The organism is Streptomyces sp. NPDC001231, assembly GCF_042896885.1.
GTDB lineage: Bacteria > Actinomycetota > Actinomycetes > Streptomycetales > Streptomycetaceae > Streptomyces.
The window spans coordinates 1-20,422 of sequence record NZ_JBIAXS010000018.1 but is presented as its reverse complement, the minus strand read 5'-3'; the positions used below and the strand labels follow the sequence as shown (position 1 = coordinate 20,422).

Genomic DNA, 20,422 nt, shown 5'->3' with positions numbered 1-20,422 from the left:
GGACATGCCGGAGCTGCACACGCGGCTCCTGGCAGACGTGATCGCCCTCGGCTCCCCGTATCCGCTGGTTCTCACCGGCGGGTATGCCGTGCGGGCGCACCACCTCGTCAACCGCCCCAGCCAGGACCTCGACGTCGCCACCGAGAACCCGGCGCCCATGGCCGACATCGCGGCCGCGCTCCGCGCCGGCCTGGAAGCTCGCGGCTGGAAGGTGCACGCGCTGGAGACCGCCCCGCTGTCCGCCCGCTTCACCGTGGCTGACCCAGCCACCGGGCAGGAATGCGAAGTCGACATCCTCAAGGAGATCTTCTGGCGGCCGGTCGCCCAGAGCCCGTACGGGCCCGTCCTCGCGGAAGAGGACGTCATCGGGACCAAGGTCCGCGCCCTCGCCGACCGCGGAGCCCCCCGCGATCTGATCGACGTGTTCGCAGCCTCCCGCCGCTGGACCAATGCCGAGCTCGAGGAGTTCGGCCGCCGCCACTCCCGCGGCCGCTTCGAGCGCGAGGATCTGCAGTCGAATCTCACAGGCGCCGAGTGGACCGACGACGAAGCCTTCGCCGCCTATGGGCTCGATGACGCCACCATCACCGCACTCCGCGCTTGGGCCTTGGAGTGGGCCGACGGCCTCGCGGCCCGTCTCCTCGAAGAGGCCGATAATCCGGACATCGACTGATCACATCCGAGTGAAACCGTATCTGACAGCGATCAGAGCAAGAGCCAAGGAACGAGTAGGCGGGAAAGCAGTCGGTCGCGAGCTTGTCCGACGACAAGCTCGCCCCAGAAAGATCAGTCGACGGACAGGCTGCGGCCACGTTGGGGCCGGTGATCAACCCGAGCCGACTCTCGTGCGTCCTCACGCGCCTTGCTTCCCAGGGCCTCGGCTCTCGGAACTCGGCGTGAACAGGGCAGCGCGCCGCCGGATACCGTACGCCATCGACGGTCAGCCGGAGACGAGCCCCCAGACGACCGGCCGCCCGGACATGCGGGCGGCCGGCTCGGTGTCACAACCTGTCACACACGGAGCGTCGCGCACTGGCGCAACAGCGGTTCCAGGCGTAGTTGGGTGTCCTCGCGGTCGAACACCTGGAGGGCGTCGAGACAGGTGACGATCCAATGGGCCTCGTCCTCGTCCTCGATCCGCACCGCCACGGCAGTCACCGCATTCTCCAAGTCGAACGAACCGTCTTCGAACTCGTCGTCGAGCGCCCGGTACCCAGTTGTGAGGAGCGGGTCCGCGTACACTCCGGTCGCCTCAGCGAACGCACGGGCCTCGGCCCGGTCCGTGGGCAGGCCGGCGAGGCGACGCAACACCTCTTCGGGGTCGCTCAGTTCGTTGTGCAGGCGGTGGGCCCGGTCAACCAAGAGGGGCCAGCCGCCGGTCAGCTCGTGGAGGCGGTCCAGGCGGTCCTCGGTGTGGAACATCTCGACGCGCTGGGCCCAGCCGTACAGGCTGCGGCGATCATGGCGCAGCACCACGGGCGCCGCCGAGGTGGGTTCGTCGCCCGTCAGCAAAGTACGCCAGAGACCCAGCTGGGCGGTGTCGGTGACGAGTACCACCGCGCGGGTCACCCCCGGGATGGCGGGCAGCTGAGTCTCGGCCAGGTCGACGGACTCACGGCAAGCCTCGGGCCGTGCGGGATAGCGGGCGAAGTCACTGATGACGACGCGCCGTTCACGCGGAACTCCGCCGACGAGCTCCTGCTTGTAGGCACTGAGCTTGCCGACGGGCGGCAACGTCCAGTCGGCGATGCGTCCGGCGATCGCCCGCAGAGTGTCGCCGACGTCGGTGACACCGGTCGCGGAAGTCCCGAGGACGACCCTCGTCTGGTTGGACCGCTCGCCGAGTAGGTCGTCGAGCTGGGTGATGGTGAGTGGTGCCGGTCGACCGTCGGGCAGTTCGGGACGGCCCTCCTGCACGATGCTGTCCTGGAGCTCGCAGTCCTGTTCTGCCCTGAGCAGGCGGGCGTCCACCTCGTGGGAGGTGCCGATCATGCGCAGGGCGTTCGGGCCGCGCAGATGCCAACCCTGACCGTCGTGGTTAGGGGCGAGCACACCGAGGCCCACCATCTCGGAGAGATAGGCGCGGAAACCTTCGGTGTCGAGCTGTGCGAAGCCCTTCCGCCAGAACGTCTCGCATTCCTCGCGCAGTTCGGCGTCGCTCAGTCGCGCCTCCAGGCCACGGTGGCGGGCGTGGTACGCCAGCACGTTGGCGATTACGTCGTAGCGGTGATCCAGACTCAGCGTGTCCTTGAAGGCCGCCGAGATGCTGTCTCTGAGCCCGGCGTCCGATTCCACGACTTCGATGTCGGCGATCTCCACCGCGTACGGCGGATCTTCGGCTCCGCGCCGCGACCGCTTGCGGTGCATCACCTCGACCAGTCGGTGACCGAACATCTGGAGCAGGAAAGGCTGGTAGGAGCAGTAGCCGAGCACCCGGTTGACGAGATCCATGTCCTGGAACTCGAAGCCGAGCGCCCTCATCGGGTCGACCAGCAGTTCGGCGGCGGACTGGGGAGCGAGTGGGCCGATCACCTTCGGGGTCTGGGCGAGGTGACCGAACGGCCCGTTGCTCGCGAGCTTGGAGAACCGCTGCACTGAGTGCAGACCGGCGAACACGACCTTGGCGCGGTCCTTGGTGTCGGAGCCGAGGCCCTTGAGCTTCTTGGTCTGGTCGAAACGGGGGGCGTCCGCCTCAAAGAACTGATCGCACTCGTCGAGCAGGATCAACAGACGACGGCGGGAGTCCCCGTCCAGCCAGGCCCGGATGCCGATGCGCACCCGTTCGGACATGTCCTGCCGCGACTTGCGGCTCGGCGGACCGCCCAAGACTTGAGCTGCCCTCAGTTCCCGGTCAAGGACGCTCCACAACGCCTCCGGTCCCAGCGAGCTGCCCTTGCCGATGTTCTCCTGGTCGAGGTTCACGTACACCGCCAGGTGGTAGCCCGGGCGTTGCCCCTCGAACCGCTCCCCGGCATCACTGAGCAGTGCCGACTTGCCGAGTCCGCGGCCACCGAAAATGACCTGGGTGCCACGCGGGTCGAGGATGCTGACCCGTTCGGCGTCACGCCCGTAGAACATCTCGCCGCCGATCCGACCGCGCTTCTCCCGGATGTACGGGTTGACGCCGGAAAACGGAAGCAGTGTCTGCGTGGCCGTACTGGCCTGACGGTTGCCCCGTGCCGCGAGGTAAGCGAGGGCTGCGTCGTCCACGACCAGCATCGGTTGCAGCCGGCCCGAGCCGACGGCGAGTTCGACGCGGGCCTCACGGCTCAGCGTGCCGAAGTAGACGACGAGGAGGCTCGCACCACTGGTGTCGCGCTCCGCCCAGCTCATGACGACCTTGGCAGGCGGGCGGCCCCAGACCATCAGCACGCGGAGGTTGCCACCCTGTTCCCTGATCTGCGAGCCGAACGCGGGCGCCTTCGCCCTGCCGTTGATCTCCACCTCGGTCGCCTCGAAGAGGCGGTACTCGCGCCGGTGTTGGGACCGCTCGTCGAGCGGCCTGGCGCTCTTGGCGTCGTAGCCGAGAAGTTTGAGAAGCGGCGGCAGCTGGCGCCTCGGGGAGACGGTGAGCCGGTCCTTCGGCTCGGTGGCACCCAGCTCCCGCCATTCGTCGAGGGCGTCGGCGGCCAGGGCCGCCTCGTCGGTCGAGAGCGCGCTGTAGTCCAGAACGGGGATGGACGGGTGCTTTCCGCCGGACCGGACGAGGTCGACAAGGTCGCGGTCGATGCCCTTGGGCAGGCCGTCAGGCACCGCCGTGAAGAACTCAGTCAGGTGGGACTCGCCACCCTCGATCTCCGGGACGTCCTCGCCGATCTCCAGGAACGGCGTCAAACGAGCGACACTCGTCACCAGCTACTTGTGCAACGTCAACGCAACAGATACGTACTCCGCGTTACTCCTTGACAAAGCCCAGACCAGCAACGTCACTCAGCAGGCGTAGGAGATTCAGAAGCCGGTCGAGAAGCATCGCTGAGCTGGGACACTCTGTGGCACCATCGATCTCCGCCAGTCACAGGCGGTCACCGCGACACGCTTGCTCGCTCCAGCACAGTCGGGCAGCCGTCGGGCCCAGCGCGTTCGCCTCGAAGCTGCGAGTTGAACGCCAGCCGGCTCGTCCCATGGTCGATCACCGGTGCGTAGCTTCGTGCCGACTGACGCCGACCTCGACGCTCGCGCAACACCAGCCCACATCGCACCCGCATGAGTTGCACAGAGCCCGAAAGACTGGCCTTCGGAAGCGGATGTGGCCTGGGACTTCTCTGGGACTTCCGGCCACATCAACGAGCACGAGCGTGAAATAGCCGAAAGGCCATTCCTACTGGTCAGCGCGCAGTGACTGCCCATCGCCGCAGGTCACAGGGCTGGCGCGTCTCTTCCGGGACATCTGAGCAACGGCCGCCGCCGCACCCTATGTGACCTGCACGAATGCGGGTCTGGAAGGGGTGCGGCGGCGCCTCTGGGGCTTCTCTGGGACTTTGGGCCGGGGCCGGGCTATCCCCAACTGCTTGGGAGCTGCCCGAAGATGGCGTCTACGGCGGCACTGCCACGTGCGCCCGTGGGAGAGTGGCGGGTGACGGGCGGCGTCGAGCGCGGCTGGGAGCCTGCCGGCCTCAGCCTCACCCGCTCAGCAGTACCGGTCTTCTGCTCGGGCGAAACCGGCACTGTACCCACTGCTGTAGCCACGGGTGTAGTCCCTGTTGCCGGAGCTGTAACCCCGATATCCCTTATGCATCAGGCAGTCGTCCCGAGCGTCCTGGTAACCATCCCGGAACCCGTCGCGGAAGCCCCGTTGGTAGTCGCGCTGACTCTCGACCGCGCTGGCGTGAGTCTGGCTCGGCGTCGCCGCTGCCGCCGCCACCGGCTGCAGGCCAAGCGGGGCGAGGGCGAGGATGAGGGCCGAGCCGGCAACGGCAGATCGCTTGCAGAGCCTTGCGTTCATGACCGTACCCCTTTGCAACATAGGTCACATCAGCCACTTCCACCGTAGTAGCCCATATGGGTCTCGCAACTTGCTGACATCAGCGCCGGAACGGCTGACATCGCCAACTGACTGTGAGGATGTCGGTGGTGCACATGCACGTGACCTCAAGACAGGCGCCGGGCGTCATTGCTTCAAAGGAGCCCACGCAGCAGAGCTGCCGTGTCGTCGCAGTGCTCCTCCATTGCCTGCCGGGCCCCGTCCGGATGTCCGCTCAGGACTGCGGAGACCACCGCGTGGTGTTGGTGGTGGGAATGCTCGATGTTCGTCGCCAGCACCGGAATCGCGATCAGCATGTCGTGCAGCCGCTTCTGCACCTCGGTCACCGCGTCCAGCAGCATCCGCGAACCGGCCAGCTTCGCGATCTCCAGATGCAGCCGGGCATCGGCCTGCCGGTGCCCCGCCGGGTCCGCGGCCTCGTCGACCAGCGTCAGCATCTCCTTCAGCTGCGAACGCCGCCGCGCATCCGGATCGGCTGCCTTCGCCGCCAGATACGCCGCCCCCGGCTCGACGATCCGCCGGAACTCCAATGCGTCCAGCAGCTCCTCGCGCGAGAACGACAGCGACCCCTCCCCCGGCTTCAGCGGCCGGTGGACGACGACGGTGCCACCGCCGCGCCCCCGGTGCGTCTCGACGAAACCCGCCATCCGCAATGCGGCGATCGCCTCCCGGAGAGTCGCCCGCGACACTCCCAGGCGCTCGGCCAGGATCCGCTCGGTCGGCAGCGCCGAACCACGCGGATACCCGCCCAGCCTGATCGCGGTCGCCAGCTGCTCCACGCACGACTCGAAAGCGTGGTGGGAACGCACCGGCCGCAGCAGGGTCTCTCCCAGATCGGGGTCCATCGCATGCCCATCGGGGGCCGCAGGCGTCACGACGTCACAGCTCCTCCAGGTTGTCACGGCTGGTCATGAAGTGCTTACGGCCGCCCGCATACCACGACACCAGCGCGAACAGACCGACCACGGCCACCGCGATCGGCGCGTAGTTGAAGCTGTCGACGTTGACCGGCCGGGTCGGCGGCAGCACGAACAGCACGCAGATGACCACCACCCACACGATCGCGACCCAGCCGACCAGGCTGCTCCACTTGCCCAGGTGCCACGGTCCCGGAACGAACTCGTTGCCGCGCAGACGACGCAGCAGCACCGGCGTGACATAGGCGATGTAGAGGCCGATCACCGCGATCGAGGTCACCGCCAAGTATGCCGTGGTGTTGAACAGCGCCGGCAGCGTCAGGAGCGCCGAGAGCGTCACGCAGAACCAGATCGAGTTCGTGGGCGTCCCGGTGCGCGGGTTGACCTTCGCCCAGATTTTCGACCCCGGGAGGGCATTGTCGCGTGAAAACGCATAGCTCATCCGGGAGTTGGCGGTCACCGAGGCCATCCCGCAGAAGAACTGCGCGGCACACACGATGAACAGCAGGAACTTCGCCGTGGCCGGACTGTTCAGCGAGTCCAGGAAGACCTGCGCCGGCGGCAGCCCGGTACTCGACGCGGCCAGCCTGTCCAGCCCCGCGGAACTCTTGTCCTGGATCGACGCGGTGATGGAGAAGAGCAGGATGAAACCGCCGATGACCGAGATCACCACGCTCATCACGATCCCGCGCGGCGCGCTGCGGGCCGCTCCCCTGGTCTCCTCCGCCACATGGGCCGACGCGTCGTACCCGGTGTAGGTGTACTGCGCCATCAGCAGGCCCATGAGGAAGACGTAGATGCCGGAGGTCCAGCCGGTGGCGTTGTGCCAGCCCGTCAGCGTCCACCCGGCGGACTGGTGGTGCTCGGGCAGCGCCCACAGCACGGCGACGATGACCAGGACGCCCACCACGTGCCACCAGGCAGAGACGTTCGACAGGAACGCGACGAGCTTCACGCCGAACGTGTTGAGAAGCGCGTGCACAAGAATGATCGCGAGGAACAGCAGGAAAGTACCGCCGGCAGTGACCTCGATGCCCCAGACGAGGTTCATGAACGCCATCCAGGTCGTGGCGCACCCGAAGTCGATCGCGGCAGTCACGGCGACCTCGCCCATGAAGTTGAACCAGCCCACGAACCAGGCCCAGGCACGCTTGTTCTTCCTGGCAAGCTCACCGGCCCAGAAGTAGAGACCCCCCGCAGTGGGGTAGCGCGAACACACCTCGGCCATGGCCAGCGCCACACACGTCACGAAGACACCGACCACCGCCCAGCCGAGCACGATGGTCGACGGACCACCCGACTTCAGCGCGATCCCGTACGACGTGATGCAGCCCGCCAGGATCGAAATGATCGAGAACGACACGGCAAAGTTCGAGAACGCGGACATACCGCGATGAAGTTCCTGCTTGTAGCCCATCTCTGCGAGACGGGCCGCATCCTCGTCCAGCTCTATCTCTGGCTGGACTTCCTCTTGCGCAGCCATCCGCGACTCCTCATCGACGAGGGACGACGGCGAACAAAGTGGCGTACGGCACACCGATTGTCAATGGCCTGATCTCAAACCTTTTTCGGCCGCGACACCTGAGACCGCCAGGGCCCGCACGGGATGTCCTGGCCTGTGTCAGCGTGCTGCCCAAGGGCGGAGTTTGTCGGGGTTGAGTACGGCCCAGATCCGCTTGATCCGGTCGTCCGCGATGTCGAACGCCAGGACCGACACGGTGACGCCGTCCAGCTGGGCCACCAGGCCGGGCCGGCCGTTGACCGTGCGTTCCAGGACCGTCGCGTCGGGGGCCGCGCCGGGCCGGTCGGCGAAGAAGCGGGCGATCCGTTCGGCGCCTTCGAGCGGTCGGAGTTCGGCTCGGACGAGGCCGCCACCGTCGCCGGTCGCGGTGGCGTCAGGGGCCAGCAGGCCGATCAGGGCCTCGATGTCCTTGGCCTCCCACGCCTGCTTGAAGGCTCTGACGACGTCGGCGCGCCGGGCTGCCGGAGTCGTCACGGGCCGCGACGCGCGAAGGCGGCGGCGGGCCGACGAGGCCAGTTGGCGGCAGGCCGCCGGGGTACGGCCGACGATCTCGGCCACTTCGGCGAAGGGGTAGCGGAAGACGTCGTGCAGGATGAACGCCACGCGCTCGGCCGGGGTCATCGATTCCAGTACGACGAGGAAGGCCATGTCGACCGACTCGTCCAGGGTGACCCGGTCGGCCGGGTCGGGCGAGTCGGCCTCCCACCGCCCGCTGATCCACTCCGTGCCGTCGGGCAGCGGCTCCGGAAGCCATTCCCCCACGTAGCGCTCCCGCCTGGCCCGTGCCGAGCCGAGCAGGTCGAGGCAGACGCGACTGGCGACCGTCGTCAGCCAGCCGCCGGGGGATTCGACGGCTTCGCGCCGCTGAGGGGGCATGGCGTACCAGCGGGCGTACGTCTCCTGCACGACGTCCTCCGCCTCGGCCAGCGAGCCGAGGAGCCGGTACGCGAGATTGATCAGCTGGTGCCGCTCGCTCATGATCGCGTCCAGGCCCGGATCGGGCCGGCTGGGTCCGGGCCCGGCTGGGTTGGTCATGGTGTCGTCGACTCCCTCGGTCGCTCTGCCCCTACCCGGTTCGACGAAACACCCCGCCGAACTGTGAGGCCGGCCCGTCGCCTCACATCGCGACGGCCCGTCGCCTCACATCGCGCGGGGTCGTGTCGTCGTAACCGGTGAAGCCAGCACCGCGCCGGCGGACGAGGAAAGGAATCCCATGTCGGACCCCGTGAACATCGTGAACGTCGCGATCATCTACTACAGCGCCACAAGTACCGTGCACACCCTGGCGCGAGCCGCCGCCGAAGGCGCCGAAAAGGGCGGCGCACACGTGCGACTGCGCAAGGTCGCCGAAACGGCGTCACCGGAGCAGATCAGCGCCAGGCCGGAGTGGGCCCAACACCTCCAGGACACCGCCGACGTCACCGAGGCCTGCCACGACGACCTGGAGTGGGCCGACGCGGTGCTGTTCGGTACCCCCACACGCTTCGGCAACCCGGCCAGTCAGCTGCGGGCGTTCATCGACAGCACCGGTCCCCTGTGGTTCCAGGGCAGGCTCGCGGACAAGGTGTACTCGGCCTTCACCGCCTCCAACACCGCCCACGGCGGACAGGAATCCACCCTCCTGGCGCTGGGCAACACGTTCTACCACTGGGGCGGCGTCATCGTGCCTCCCGGCTACACCGATCCCGTCCAGTTCCAGTCGGGCAATCCCTACGGCACCTCCCACGTGGCCGACGACGGCCCGCCCGGTGAGGTCGCCCTGCAGGCGGCCCGCCACCAGGCCCGCCGCGTCGTCGAGACCACGGCCGCGCTCAAGGCCGGCCGGGCCGCCTGATCCGTGCGGAACGCCGGACCTGCCGGGGGGCGCGCGTGGACAGCCGGCCGCTCAGGACTGCTTCGTGCCGCAGAACGCGCAGTTGGCGACGTTCGCCTTCATCAAGCACAGTGGGCAAGGGACCGTTGAGGATCTGGTCGCGGGGCACGGGCGGTGGCCCCGGAGGCCCGGAGTCCGCCGACTCCGGCACGATCACCTCTCCGGGGCCACACCGTGGTCCACGCCGGTGTCAGGGGGCGATCTCCTTCGACACGCGCTCGCCTGAGGCGATCGCGCCGTCGAGGAAGCCGTAGTTGTCCAGGGACGTGTGCTCACCGGCGAAGTGCACGTTGCCCTCGGATCCGGGCTGGGCTCCCCACACGGTGGTGTGCTGGCCGACGCGGGGGCAACTGTAGGCACCCTTGGACCAGGGGTTGAGGTACCAGACGTCGCGGTACGCCTTGCCGTTGTACGCGGCCGTGACACCGGGGAAGATCGGTTCCATCTGGGACAGGAAGGTGCTGACCTGCGCCGCCGGGGCGGTGTCGAAGGTGGCTCCCGTCCAGCCGGTGGTCACGGCGGAACCGGCCGGGAACTGGCACAGGATGCCCTGGGGCAGCGCCTGGCCCACGGTGTCGTCCCAGACCGTCTGCAGGGTGTCGGGGTTGGTGTAGGCGACCCCGCCGTACTTCTGCGCCACCCACGGCCGGCTGGTGAACTGCACGTGGAGCTTGGCGTTGGCGCCCAGGTCCAGTTGCTGGATCGCCTTCGTCTTCAGCGCGGAGAAGCCGGACTTGGTGAGGTCGCAGTCGCGCAGTGTCGTGAAGGGCAGCGCCAGGACCACCTTGTCCGCGACCACGTCGGAGACTGCAAGGCCGTCGCTGAAGGTACAGGTGACCGTCCCGTCGACGTTGGAGCGGAGCGCGGTGAGCTTCTTGCCGTACTGCACCGTGCCGGCAGGCAGTTGGCTGATCATCCCCGAGACGAGTTGGTCGTTGCCGCCGACGATCGAGTACTTCTCGTCGTCGCCGGCGAGCGGGGCGAGGGAGCCCGGTGTGTTCCAGCCCAGCAGGTAGATCAGGTTGAGCGCGGGCTGCATGCTGGGGTCGAGGCCGTACTCGGAGAGCACATTGGACTGCATCAGCTTGGCGAACCGGCTGCTGAGGCCGCCCGGGACGTTGGCGGCCAGCCACTCGTCGACCGTCATCAGGTCCAACTGCCGGCCGCGCGCGGTGTAGTTGTCGTAGGCCTGCGGGTAGGGCGCGGCGGCCAGTTCGGCGGCGAACTTCGGCTGTACCGCCTTCCAGTCGGCGTTGGCCTCCTTGGTGCTGTAGAGCGCCCCGTCGATCCAGTACTTGTCCCCGTTCGGTGGCGTGTTGCCGCCGTTGACGTTGCGCAGGGTGAGGCCGAGCGAGGCCGCCAGGTTGCGGGCGGCGGTGTGGTCGGTGTTGATGAAGGCGCCGCCGTGCTCGACGACGTGGCCCGCGTCGAAGAAGCCGCGCAGGCTCCAGCACCGGCCGCCGGCACGGGTGTTGCCCTCGTAGACCGTGGCGGCGATGCCCTTCCTGCGGTACAGGTCGTGGGCGGCCCGCAGCCCGGCCAGGCCGGCTCCGACGACGACCACTCTCGGTGCGGTGGCGGCGTTGGCCGCGGGGGCCTGGAGCAGCGAGCGGACACCGAGCCCGCCGGCCGCGGCGACCGCCAGGCCGCCCGCGGCGCCGCGCAGGAACTGCCTGCGGCTCGCGCCCTCGGCAGCGGCGGCGGCCCGCCTGCCCTGGATCTCTTCCACCGGCACGCCGGTGCGTGCCGCTTCCTGGTGTGCCGAGAACATCGCGCGCATGTGCGCGCTGAGACGGGTACGACCCTGAAAACGTGCCATGCCGAAGTCCTTGCCTGTGAGGGGGAGCGGTGAGCGGCGGCTGCGGCGCACGAACCCGCCGATCTGGGGACGCGTGGGGGGTTGGGACGCGCGTGACGCCGTGCGTTGCGGCACGGCTGGGGACGGGATGCGGCGGGAAGTCGGACGAGCGAGGCTCTCGGCGGCCGGACGGTCACGGCAGCGAGAGGTTCAGCGGCGAGGGGCTTCCCTCACCTCGTCGTGCGGCGGGGCCCCGTCGGTGCCGGCGGCGGATGCGTCGGGGGGTTCCGGGGCGTCGCGGTCCTGGACGCGGCGGCGGTACTCCCACAACACGGCCGCGGCGGCCAGCACGCCCAGGGCGATGGCCAGTTCCCTGAAGCCGCCGTAGCCGGTGATGGAGAAGCCGGTGGCGCCGACGACCAGGATGACGGCCAGCAGTGCGGTGAGGAACCAGGCCAGCGGCACGAAGAAGTCGGGGAGCCGGATCGGGCGGGCCAGATCGGGGCGGTCCCGGCGCAGCAACGCGAAACCGGAGATCGCCAGGATGTGGGTCAGGATGTAGCCCAGGTTGCCGGTGACGATGATCGCCAGCGGCGTCTTGAGCACCACCAGCACGATCACGTTGACGACCAGGGCGACGGTGAGCGCGCGAGCCGGTACACCGCGCCGGTTGAGCACACCTACCTGACGGATCGTCACCCCCTGTCGGCCCATGTCGTACAGCACCCGCGAGCCGTCGGCCAGCCCGGTGATCATGATGAGCAGCAGTGAGGCGATGAGGAACACGATCATCAGGTCCGCGGCGCCGCCGACCAGGTCGCGGAAGGCGCCGACGTAGAAGGCGGTGGGGTCCTCGCCGATCTTCTTCTCGCCGACGTAGCCGGAGAGCGCCAGTGGCAGCAGGATGAAGACGCCGAGGCAGAACAGCACCCCCGCGCGAAGCGCCCGGGAGGTGTCCCGCACGGTCTCCTTGTACTCAGGGGCGAAGGTCGCGCACACCTCCACGCCGAAGGAGGTCCAGGCCATGATGTACAGCCACACCAGGGCCTCGCGGAGCCCGCTCATGCCGTGCAGGTTCCAGTGCAGGCCGGCCGTGCTCCAGTCACCGGAGAGGAACGGCCCCACGATGAAGACCGCGAGTGGGACCAGCAGGATCCCGCCGGTCACGTAGACCACCCACATCGCCGCGTGCAGGCCGTACATCGCCGCCGCGTACAGCAGTCCCATGACGACGAGCCCCACCACGATCGGCAGACTCAGCTCCCCCACGCCCAGGTCGAGCGTCCAGGTCTGGCCGGGGAACCACTGCGCCTGCACCAGGGAGCCGATGATCCCCGCGTACACCGACAGGGCAGTCGTCCAGGGAAGCCAGTAGCCGATACCCGCCAGGGCCCCGACGACCGGGGCGCGGCTGCGCCATCCCTCGGTGGCGTAGTGCGCGATACCGCCCGAGGAGTCGGGAAACATCGCGGCCATCTCGGTGTAGATCCAGTTGGTGGCGGTGGCCAGCACCATGGACACCGTCCACAGGGCGATCGCGCCCCATGCGCCGAGCCCTCCGATGGAGGCCCCCAGGGACGCGATGAGCGCGGCCGGCATGGTCAGTGACATGGCGAAGCCGTCGTACCAGCGCATCTTCTTGGCAAGGGCGGGTTGCTCGGACATGGGTGTCTCCTTCGGGCGGAGAGCGGTGACAGAGCGGGGAGGGAAGAGCGGAGCGGGGAGAGCCGGGAGGACGGAACCGGGGAGAGAGCGGGGAGGCGTACCCGGGGCTGGGCCCTGGCCTATGAGCCCCGCACCGTAGGGCCACCGATTTCGCAGTGTCAATGGCTTGAGCCTGCTGATTCAGCAATCAACTGACCTTTGGATTGCGGGTTCCGGCCTATTGACAGCCTTTCATTGCCCACCCGATGGTGTGGACACCACTTCCCCTCTGCGCTCCCAACGTCACGACCAGAAGGGTTCTTCATGTCTGCCGTGCACCCGTTCTTCGTCAACGGCGACTATGCCGACAGCACAGGTACCGAGACCTACGACATCGTCAGCCCGGTCACCGGCGCACGCATCGGCACCGTCCCGCTCCCCTCCGCCACGGACCTGGACGCCGCCGTGAAGGCCGCGAACGAGGCGCAGCAGGCCTGGGCGAGGGTCAACGTCTGGCAACGGGCGGAGATCTGTCACCGTGTCGGCGACGCGCTGTCCGCCCGGGTGGATGAACTGGCCCGTCTGCAGACGCTGGAGCAGGGCAAGCCGCTCGCCGAGTCGGTCGCCGACGTCAAGGAGGCGGCGCAGCTGTTCCATCTGCACGCCGAGGACGCGGTGCGGCTGCACGGTGAGACGATGCCGTCCACGGACAGCACCAAGCGGATGTGGACCTTCTACCGGCCGGTCGGCACCTGGGGCATCATCACGCCCTGGAACTTCCCACTGCTGATGCTCGCCGAGTTCGTCGCTCCCGGCCTGGCCACCGGCAACGCGCACGTCGTCAAACCGCCGGCGAACACCCCGCTGACCGTGCTGAAGGCCATGGAGGCGATGGTCGAGGCGGGAGTGCCGGCGGGCCTGGTGAACGTCCTGCCCGGCGAGGGCGCGGCCGGGGACATGCTCGTGCGCCATCCCGGTGTCGACGCCATCGGTTTCATCGGCTCCTCGGCGACCGGCGCGAAGGTCGCGGCCGCCGCCGGGCTCAAGCGCTCCCTCATGGAGTGCTCGGGCAACGGCCCGCTGGTGGTGCTCGCCGACGCCGATCTGGACGCGGCGGCCCGCGCCGCGGTGTACGGCGCGTACCTGTGCTCCGGACAGGTGTGCTGTGCCACGGAGCGGGTGGTCGTGCACGCCGACGCGCACGACGGCTTCGTCGAAGCCGTGCTCCGCGCCGCCGAGGACGTCGTTCTCGGCGACCCGTTCGACGCGGCGACGAACCTCGGCCCGCTCAACAACGAGGGGGTCGCGGCCAAGATGGACCGGCACATGGCCGACGCCCGGGAGCGTGGTGCGCGGATCCTGCTCGGCGGACAGCGCCGCTCCGGCCAACCCACCGATCTCTACTACGAGTTCACCGTGGTGGACGGGGTGCCCGAGGACAGCCTGCTGTCCCGTGAGGAGTCCTTCGGTCCGGTCGTGCCGATCATCACCGGCGGCAGCGACGACGAACTGCTGAGGATCGCCAACGACGACGAACTCGGCCTCCAGGGTGCGGTGTTCACGCAGAGCATGGCCTCGGCGTACCGGTTCGTCGAGGAGTTGGCCGTCGGTCAGGTCGTCGTCAACGACAGCACCTGCTTCTGGGACGTCAACATGCCGTTCGGCGGTGCGGGCAACCGCGGCACCGGCTGGGGCCGGATCGGCGGCAAGCACACGCTGCTCGACATGTCCGACCTGCGTACGGGCGTCATGAGCCTCTGATCGGGCTGGTGACCCGCCGCTTCACGGGGCTCCGTACCCTGGACCGCCCGGACCCGGTGGCCGTCCCCGTGCCGAGGGACCGCCATCGGCCCGGTCCACACCTTGGTCGCGACCTCCGGAGCAGCCGTATGTCCACCCCGAGCCCGCTCGACGACATCGATCGGCGCATCATCGCCATCCTGCAGACCGACGGACGTCGCGCCTACAGTCTGATCGCCTCGGACGTGGGCATCCCGGCCTCCTCCGTGCGCTACCGGGTGCAGCGGCTGAAGGACGCCGGGATCCTGCAGGTGGTCGGCATCGCCAACCCGCTGACCATCGGGTTCGACCGGCTGGCGATGATCGGCATCCGGGTACGGCCCGGTACCGCCCCGTCGGTCTGCCGGGCGCTGCGGGAGCTTCCCGAGACCGCGTACGTCATCATGACCGCGGGCGGATTCGACATCATGGCCGAGGTGATCTGCCGGGACACCGCGCACTTCACCGACCTGATGACGCGACGCCTCCATCTGATCGACGGGATCGTCGCCACGGAATCCTTCTTCGTACTGGAGGTGCACAAGCTGGCGTACGGGTGGGGCGTCGGCGAGGTGGAGACCTCCGTCCTCGACGCCCCGGGTCCTCCCGACGACGCCGGCATCGACCAGCGGGCCGACCGCTGACCGCCCCGTCGCCGCACGCCCGGCTGCCCGGCACCGCTGGGGTGCCGGGCAGCCGGGCGGGGCTCAGTCCGCGACGAGCATCACGTTCCGGTGGTGCGGGGCGTGGAAGTGCGGCAGCGGCAGGCCGTTGTGCGGGCGCAGTTCCACGAGGACGGCCTCGACGCGGGCCGGGCCGGGCTTGAGCCGGTTCGGCGTCACGGTGCCGGAGGCCCGCCAGCGGTGGTGGGCGCCGTCGCACACGGCGCGGGTGCCGCCGATGCCGTAGCGGGTGGCCGAGGGTTCCTGGCTGACGGCGGCACCGACGAAGACCAGGCCGTTGGCGTGGAAGCAGCGGTAGGTGCCGGAGGCGGTTACGGTGCCGTCCACCGACAGGCGGGCCGTCCGGTCGATGGTCACGTTGTCGCCCGGATCGGCGGTGGCGGGCGCGCTCAGCACGAGCACCGTGGCCGCCGCCGCGCCCAGGGCGCCGAGTACGGGACGCAGGGGCATGGAGGAACCTCCCGGGTAGCTGGAACAGGGGCTTCCACTCGTACCCGGCACCCTCGGCGGTGGCCGTGACCCTCACTCTTCGGCGGCGCGTGCCCGTCGACCACTTGGCCGACACCGCCTGATCAGCCGTCGTCCAGCACCGCGAAGCCGTCGAGTTCGACCAGGGCACGCTCGTCCCAGAGCCGTACGATCCCCACCACCGCCATCGCGGGATAGTCACGGCCGGCCAACCGGCGCCACACACTGCCGAGTTCGGCCGCGTGCACGCGGTAGGCCGCGACATCCGTGGTGTACACGGTGACCCGGGCCAGGTCCGACGCGGTGCCTCCGGCCGCCGCGAGCGCGGTCAGCAGGTTGGTCAGCGCCCGCTCGAACTGCTCGGGCAGGGTCTCGCCGACCACCTTTCCGTCGGCGTCGAGTGCCGTCTGGCCCGCCAGGAACACCAGCCGTGAGCCGGTGGCGACCACCGCGTGCGAGAAGCCGGTGGGCGGGGACAGTACGGGCGGGTTGACGCGGTCGGTGGTCACAACAGGGCCTCCCCGGGCATGCGCGGCTCGACGACGGTCACAGGGCCTCCCCGGGCATGCGCGGCTCGACGACGGTCACAGGGCCTCCCCGGGCATGCGCGGCTCGACGACGGTCACACGGCCTCCCCGGACTCGCGCAACCCCGCGTACAGCTCCTTCGCGATGATCCCCCGCTGCACCTCACTCGCCCCCTCGTAGACCCGCGGGGCACGCACCTCGCGGTAGAGGTGTTCGAGCAGGTGGCCGCGGCGCAGGGCGCGGGCGCCGTGGAGTTGGACGGCGGTGTCGACGACGAACTGCGCGGTCTCGGTGGCGAGCAGCTTCGCCATGGCGGCGCGTCCGGGGACGCCGGGGGCTCCCTCGTCGTACGCCGTCGCCGCCGCGTACACCATCAGGCGGGCCGCCTCCGTGCGCAGGGCCATCTCGGCGACCTGGTGGGCGACCGTCTGGAGGTCCCTCAGCTTGCCGCCGAAGGCGTCCCGGCGGGCGGTGTGGGTGAGGGTGGCGTCGAGCGCCGCCTGCGCCATGCCCACGGCGAAGGCGCCGACGCTGGGGCGGAAGAGGTTGAGGGTGCCCATGGCCACCCGGAAGCCGCGGTCGGTCTCGCCGATCACGTCCTCGGCCGTGACGGGGACGCCGTCGAAGTCGAGCGCGCCGATGGGGTGCGGCGAGAGCATCTCCAGCGCGGTGCCGGTGAGTCCTGGGCGGTCGGCGGGCACCAGGAACGCGGTCACGCCACGGGAGCCGGCGTCCGGTGTCGTACGCGCGAAGACGGTGTAGAAGTCGGCCTCGGGGGCGTTGGAGATCCAGCACTTCTCGCCGGTGAGCCGCCAGCGGGAGGGGCCGTCCGGGCGGGCTGCCAGCGCCAGTGCCGCCGCGTCCGAGCCCGCGCCCGGCTCGCTGAGGGCGAAGGCCGCGACCGCGCTTCCGTCCGTCACGCGCGGCAGCCAGTGGGCGCGCTGGGCCGGGGTGCCGTGGGCGTGGACGGGGTGGGCGCCGAGGCCCTGGAGAGCGAGGGCGGTCTCGGCCTCGGTGCAGGCGTGGGCCAGGGACTCCCGCATGAGGCACAGATCGAGGGCGCCGGAAGTGAACAGGCGCTCCAGCAGGCCGAGTCGGCCCAGTTCGGCGAGGAGCGCGCGGTCGACGTGGCCCGGCTCGCCCTTCTCGGCGACCGGGCGCAGACGGTCGGCGGCCAGGGCGCGCAACTCGGCGCACCAGGCCGCCTGTTCCGGTTCGAGCGAGAATGCGGGCATTCGCCGGTCCCCTCTCTCCCGGCCGACCGGGGCACGATCCACCATATCGCGTACAGTTGACTGTCGTCACCAACACGATACGCTCCTTGTGCGAGCCCACCACGACAAGGGGGCGAACCGGCCATGGACACCTTGGACTCCGGCAGGGACGGCACCGCGCGGCCGACGACCTCGGCGCACGTGGACACCTTCGCGCGCGACCACCTGCCACCCCCTGACCAGTGGCCCGAGCTCCGCTTCGACCTTCCGGAACTGCGCTACCCGGACCGGCTCAACTGTGCCGCCGAGCTGCTGGACCGCACCGACGCCGGGCGCCCGGTGTTCCGTACCGCAGCCGGCCGGACGTGGACCTACGGCGACCTGCGCGCCCGCGTCGACCGCATCGCGCACGTGCTGACCGGCGACCTCGGTGTGGTCCCCGGCAACCGGGTACTGCTGCGCGGCCCCACCACCCCCTGGCTGGCGGCCTGCTGGCTGGCCGTGCTCAAGGCGGGCGCGGTCGCCGTCACCGTGCTGGCCCAGCAGCGCCCGCACGAGCTGAGCACGATCTGCGAGATCGCCCGGGTCCGGCACGCCCTGTGCGACGTCCGGGCCGTGGACGACCTGGCCAAGGCGGAGGCGCCGGGGCTTGCCGTCACGACGTACGGGGGTGACGCCCCCGACGATCTGCTGCGCCGTCCGGCGCCGGACACGCCGTACCCGGCCGTGGACACCGCCGCCGACGACGTCGCGCTCATCGCGTTCACCTCGGGCACCACCGGGCGGCCCAAGGGCTGCGTCCACTTCCACCGGGACGTGCTGGCCATCGCGGACACCTTCTCCCACCATGTGCTCAGACCGCACGCGGACGACGTGTTCGCGGGCAGTCCCCCGCTCGGTTTCACCTTCGGGCTCGGCGGGCTCGTGGTCTTCCCGATGCGCGCCGGCGCCAGCGCGCTCCTGCTCGAACAGGCCCATCCGGGGCAGTTGTTGCCCGCGATCGCCGAGCACCGCGTGTCCGTGCTGTTCACCGCCCCCACCGCGTACCGGGCGATGCTCGACACGCTCGACTCCCACGACGTCTCCTCGCTGCGGCGCTGTGTGTCCGCCGGGGAGAACCTGCCCGCTGCCACCTGGCACGCCTGGCACGAGCGGACCGGACTGCGCATCGTCAACGGCATCGGCGCCACCGAACTGCTGCACATCTTCATCTCGGCGGCGGACGGGGACATCCGGCCCGGCACGACCGGAGTGCCCGTACCGGGGTGGCACGCGCGCGTGCAGGACGAGCACGGCGAGCCGGTGCCGGACGGAGTGCCGGGACTGCTCGCCGTCCAGGGGCCGGTCGGCTGCCGCTACCTCGCCGACCCGCGGCAGCGCGTGTACGTGCGGGACGGCTGGAACGTCACCGGGGACACCTACGTCCGCGAGCCCGACGGCTACTTCCGTTACGTCGCCCGCGCCGACGACATGATCATCTCGGCCGGGTACAACATCGCCGGCCCGGAGGTCGAGGACGCCCTGCTGCGCCACCCGGACGTGGTGGAGGCGGCGGTCGTCGGACGGCCCGACGAGGACCGCGGTCAGGTCGTGGTCGCCTACGCCGTCCTCAGGCAGGGCGCGCCGCGGGACGCGGAGGCGCTGCGCGCGTACCTCAAGTCGGAGCTGGCCCCGTACAAGTGCCCGCGCGAGATCGTCTTCCTGGACGCGCTGCCGCGCACGGCCACCGGCAAGCTCCAGCGGTTCCGGCTGCGCGCCGACGGCGTTCCGGGGTGACGCCGCACGGCGGTGACGGCGCGCATGCGACGGTGCTCGGCGGTGACGGCCCTCGGCGGCGTCGGTGACCAGCGGCGTCGGTGACCAGCGGCGTCGGTGACCAGCAGTGATGCCGAAGACCTAAAATGATCAACGTGTCCGAGCAGCAGGCGCTACACGCCCCGAGGTCCCTCATCGTCACGCTCTACGGCGCCTACGGCCGCTTCGCGCCAGGCCCGGTGCCCGTCGCCGAGCTGATCCGGCTGCTGGCCGCCGTGGGGGTGGACGCACCGTCCGTGCGCTCCTCGGTGTCGCGGCTCAAGCGGCGCGGGCTGCTGCTGCCCGCCCGCACCGCGCAGGGCGCGGCGGGATACGAACTGTCCGCGGAGGCACGGCAGTTGCTCGACGACGGCGACCGCCGTATCTATGCCACGGCGCACCCCGGCGACGAGGACTGGGTGCTCGCCGTGTTCTCCGTGCCGGAGTCGGAGCGCAACAAGCGGCACGTGCTGCGCTCCCGGCTGGCCGGGCTCGGCTTCGGCACGGCGGCGCCCGGCGTGTGGATCGCCCCGGCCCGCCTGTACGAGGAGACCCGGCACACGCTGCGGCGGCTGGACCTCGACCCGTACGTGGACTTCTTCCGCGGCGAGCACCTGGGCTTCACGCCGACCGCTCAGGCGGTCGGGCGGTGGTGGGACCTGGCGGCGATCGCCGAGCAGCACGCGGCGTTCCTCGACCGGCACGCGCCCGTGCTGCGCGCCTGGGAGAAGCGCGCGGACACTCCGCCGGAGGAGGCCTACCGCGACTACCTCCTGGCCCTGGACTCCTGGCGCCATCTGCCCTACGCCGACCCCGGCCTGCCCGCACGGCTGCTGCCCGCCGACTGGCCCGGCGCCCGCTCGGCCGCCGTCTTCCAGGGGCTGCACGAACGGCTGCGGGACAAGGGCGCCGAGTTCGCCGGGCTCTGACGCCGGTCAACCGCACAGTGCCCGGGGGCTTGGACGCGTCCGCGCGGCCCCGCTGGTTGCCCGCCCAATACGGCGCCGCTCAACCACCCAGCGCCGGGCGGAGTTTGAATGCATCCGCACGGCCCGCCCCCGTCCACGGCAGCCGCCGACCCCGGCAAGGCGTCGGTCAACCGCACAGTGCCAGGCGGAGCCTGAACGCATCCGCACGGCCCGCCCCCGCCGGACGGTAGCCACCCACCCCGGTGAGCCACCGGTCAACCACCCAACGCAGGCGGGCTTAGCCGCGTCCGGGC

General features: G+C 70.1%; 16 protein-coding genes. 6 read left to right on the top strand and 10 right to left on the bottom strand.

The window, feature by feature from the left end:
• Positions 1–4 precede the first annotated feature (4 nt).
• Positions 5–673, top strand: coding sequence for a nucleotidyl transferase AbiEii/AbiGii toxin family protein (locus tag ACFY3J_RS22045; protein WP_384177181.1), 669 nt, complete (start codon positions 5–7; stop codon positions 671–673).
• A gap of 338 nt (positions 674–1,011) precedes the next feature.
• Here ACFY3J_RS22045 and ACFY3J_RS22040 read toward each other — a convergent pair whose 3' ends face one another.
• The 5 genes from ACFY3J_RS22040 to sigJ form a co-directional block, all read right to left on the bottom strand.
• The gene (locus ACFY3J_RS22040) at positions 1,012–3,852 is read right to left on the bottom strand and encodes a hypothetical protein (protein ID WP_390841545.1); all 2,841 of its coding nucleotides are present in this window, start codon (positions 3,850–3,852) and stop codon (positions 1,012–1,014) included.
• A gap of 775 nt (positions 3,853–4,627) precedes the next feature.
• A complete protein-coding gene (locus ACFY3J_RS22035; RefSeq protein WP_384177185.1) occupies positions 4,628–4,942 on the bottom strand; it encodes a hypothetical protein in 315 nt (104 codons plus the stop codon).
• A gap of 173 nt (positions 4,943–5,115) precedes the next feature.
• Positions 5,116–5,856, bottom strand: a complete 741-nt coding sequence (locus ACFY3J_RS22030; RefSeq protein WP_384177187.1) for a FadR/GntR family transcriptional regulator — start codon at positions 5,854–5,856, stop codon at positions 5,116–5,118.
• A gap of 4 nt (positions 5,857–5,860) precedes the next feature.
• Positions 5,861–7,381 (bottom strand): amino acid permease, encoded by a 1,521-nt coding sequence (locus tag ACFY3J_RS22025; protein ID WP_390841544.1) that lies wholly within the window; start codon positions 7,379–7,381, stop codon positions 5,861–5,863.
• A gap of 138 nt (positions 7,382–7,519) precedes the next feature.
• Entirely contained in the window at positions 7,520–8,455 is a 936-nt protein-coding gene (gene sigJ, locus ACFY3J_RS22020) for an RNA polymerase sigma factor SigJ (RefSeq protein WP_390841543.1), read from the bottom strand.
• A 178-nt stretch (positions 8,456–8,633) separates the two neighbouring features.
• On the opposite strand from sigJ, the gene wrbA reads away from it, so the two are divergent.
• Positions 8,634–9,254, top strand: coding sequence for an NAD(P)H:quinone oxidoreductase (wrbA, locus tag ACFY3J_RS22015; protein ID WP_390841542.1), 621 nt, complete (start codon positions 8,634–8,636; stop codon positions 9,252–9,254).
• Between the two features lie 229 nt (positions 9,255–9,483).
• Here wrbA and ACFY3J_RS22010 read toward each other — a convergent pair whose 3' ends face one another.
• Positions 9,484–11,112 carry a flavin monoamine oxidase family protein gene (locus ACFY3J_RS22010; protein ID WP_384177195.1) on the bottom strand — a complete coding sequence of 543 codons (1,629 nt, stop codon included), beginning with the start codon at positions 11,110–11,112 and terminating at the stop codon, positions 9,484–9,486.
• 189 nt (positions 11,113–11,301) lie between these two features.
• Positions 11,302–12,756, bottom strand: a complete 1,455-nt coding sequence (locus tag ACFY3J_RS22005) for an APC family permease (RefSeq protein ID WP_384177197.1) — start codon at positions 12,754–12,756, stop codon at positions 11,302–11,304.
• Positions 12,757–13,059: 303 nt separating this feature from the next.
• Between ACFY3J_RS22005 and ACFY3J_RS22000 the strand changes: the two genes are divergently transcribed.
• Together ACFY3J_RS22000 and ACFY3J_RS21995 are read left to right on the top strand one after the other, a co-directional pair.
• The gene (locus ACFY3J_RS22000; RefSeq protein ID WP_390841541.1) at positions 13,060–14,496 is read left to right on the top strand and encodes an aldehyde dehydrogenase family protein; all 1,437 of its coding nucleotides are present in this window, start codon (positions 13,060–13,062) and stop codon (positions 14,494–14,496) included.
• Between the two features lie 128 nt (positions 14,497–14,624).
• The gene (locus ACFY3J_RS21995; protein ID WP_141357369.1) at positions 14,625–15,158 is read left to right on the top strand and encodes an Lrp/AsnC family transcriptional regulator; all 534 of its coding nucleotides are present in this window, start codon (positions 14,625–14,627) and stop codon (positions 15,156–15,158) included.
• A gap of 63 nt (positions 15,159–15,221) precedes the next feature.
• Here the strand turns inward: ACFY3J_RS21995 and ACFY3J_RS21990 are convergent, their stop codons facing one another.
• The 3 genes from ACFY3J_RS21990 to ACFY3J_RS21980 all read right to left on the bottom strand — a co-directional run bounded on the left by ACFY3J_RS21990 (position 15,222) and on the right by ACFY3J_RS21980 (position 17,427).
• Positions 15,222–15,647, bottom strand: a complete 426-nt coding sequence (locus ACFY3J_RS21990; RefSeq protein ID WP_384177201.1) for a DUF6299 family protein — start codon at positions 15,645–15,647, stop codon at positions 15,222–15,224.
• A gap of 122 nt (positions 15,648–15,769) precedes the next feature.
• On the bottom strand, positions 15,770–16,174 hold the full coding sequence (locus ACFY3J_RS21985) for a RidA family protein (protein ID WP_384177203.1): 405 nt from the start codon (positions 16,172–16,174) through the stop codon (positions 15,770–15,772).
• 113 nt (positions 16,175–16,287) lie between these two features.
• On the bottom strand, positions 16,288–17,427 hold the full coding sequence (locus ACFY3J_RS21980) for an acyl-CoA dehydrogenase family protein (RefSeq protein ID WP_384177206.1): 1,140 nt from the start codon (positions 17,425–17,427) through the stop codon (positions 16,288–16,290).
• Between the two features lie 60 nt (positions 17,428–17,487).
• Here ACFY3J_RS21980 and ACFY3J_RS21975 point away from each other — a divergent pair, with 60 nt between their 5' ends.
• On the top strand, positions 17,488–19,182 hold the full coding sequence (locus tag ACFY3J_RS21975) for an AMP-binding protein (protein WP_390841627.1): 1,695 nt from the start codon (positions 17,488–17,490) through the stop codon (positions 19,180–19,182).
• 125 nt (positions 19,183–19,307) lie between these two features.
• The gene (locus ACFY3J_RS21970) at positions 19,308–20,129 is read left to right on the top strand and encodes a PaaX family transcriptional regulator C-terminal domain-containing protein (RefSeq protein ID WP_384177208.1); all 822 of its coding nucleotides are present in this window, start codon (positions 19,308–19,310) and stop codon (positions 20,127–20,129) included.
• Positions 20,130–20,422: the final 293 nt, after the last annotated feature.

Bases quoted from the DNA above. Each gene is read 5' to 3' on its own strand.
- ACFY3J_RS22045 (WP_384177181.1), top strand. From the start codon at position 5: ATGCCGGAGCTGCACACGCGGCTCCTGGCAGACGTGATCGCCCTCGGC.
- ACFY3J_RS22035 (WP_384177185.1), bottom strand. From the start codon at position 4,942: ATGAACGCAAGGCTCTGCAAGCGATCTGCCGTTGCCGGCTCGGCCCTC.
- ACFY3J_RS22025 (WP_390841544.1), bottom strand. From the start codon at position 7,381: ATGGCTGCGCAAGAGGAAGTCCAGCCAGAGATAGAGCTGGACGAGGAT.
- sigJ (WP_390841543.1), bottom strand. From the start codon at position 8,455: ATGACCAACCCAGCCGGGCCCGGACCCAGCCGGCCCGATCCGGGCCTG.
- wrbA (WP_390841542.1), top strand. From the start codon at position 8,634: ATGTCGGACCCCGTGAACATCGTGAACGTCGCGATCATCTACTACAGC.
- ACFY3J_RS22010 (WP_384177195.1), bottom strand. From the start codon at position 11,112: ATGGCACGTTTTCAGGGTCGTACCCGTCTCAGCGCGCACATGCGCGCG.
- ACFY3J_RS22005 (WP_384177197.1), bottom strand. From the start codon at position 12,756: ATGTCCGAGCAACCCGCCCTTGCCAAGAAGATGCGCTGGTACGACGGC.
- ACFY3J_RS22000 (WP_390841541.1), top strand. From the start codon at position 13,060: ATGTCTGCCGTGCACCCGTTCTTCGTCAACGGCGACTATGCCGACAGC.
- ACFY3J_RS21995 (WP_141357369.1), top strand. From the start codon at position 14,625: ATGTCCACCCCGAGCCCGCTCGACGACATCGATCGGCGCATCATCGCC.
- ACFY3J_RS21990 (WP_384177201.1), bottom strand. From the start codon at position 15,647: ATGCCCCTGCGTCCCGTACTCGGCGCCCTGGGCGCGGCGGCGGCCACG.
- ACFY3J_RS21980 (WP_384177206.1), bottom strand. From the start codon at position 17,427: ATGCCCGCATTCTCGCTCGAACCGGAACAGGCGGCCTGGTGCGCCGAG.
- ACFY3J_RS21970 (WP_384177208.1), top strand. From the start codon at position 19,308: ATGATCAACGTGTCCGAGCAGCAGGCGCTACACGCCCCGAGGTCCCTC.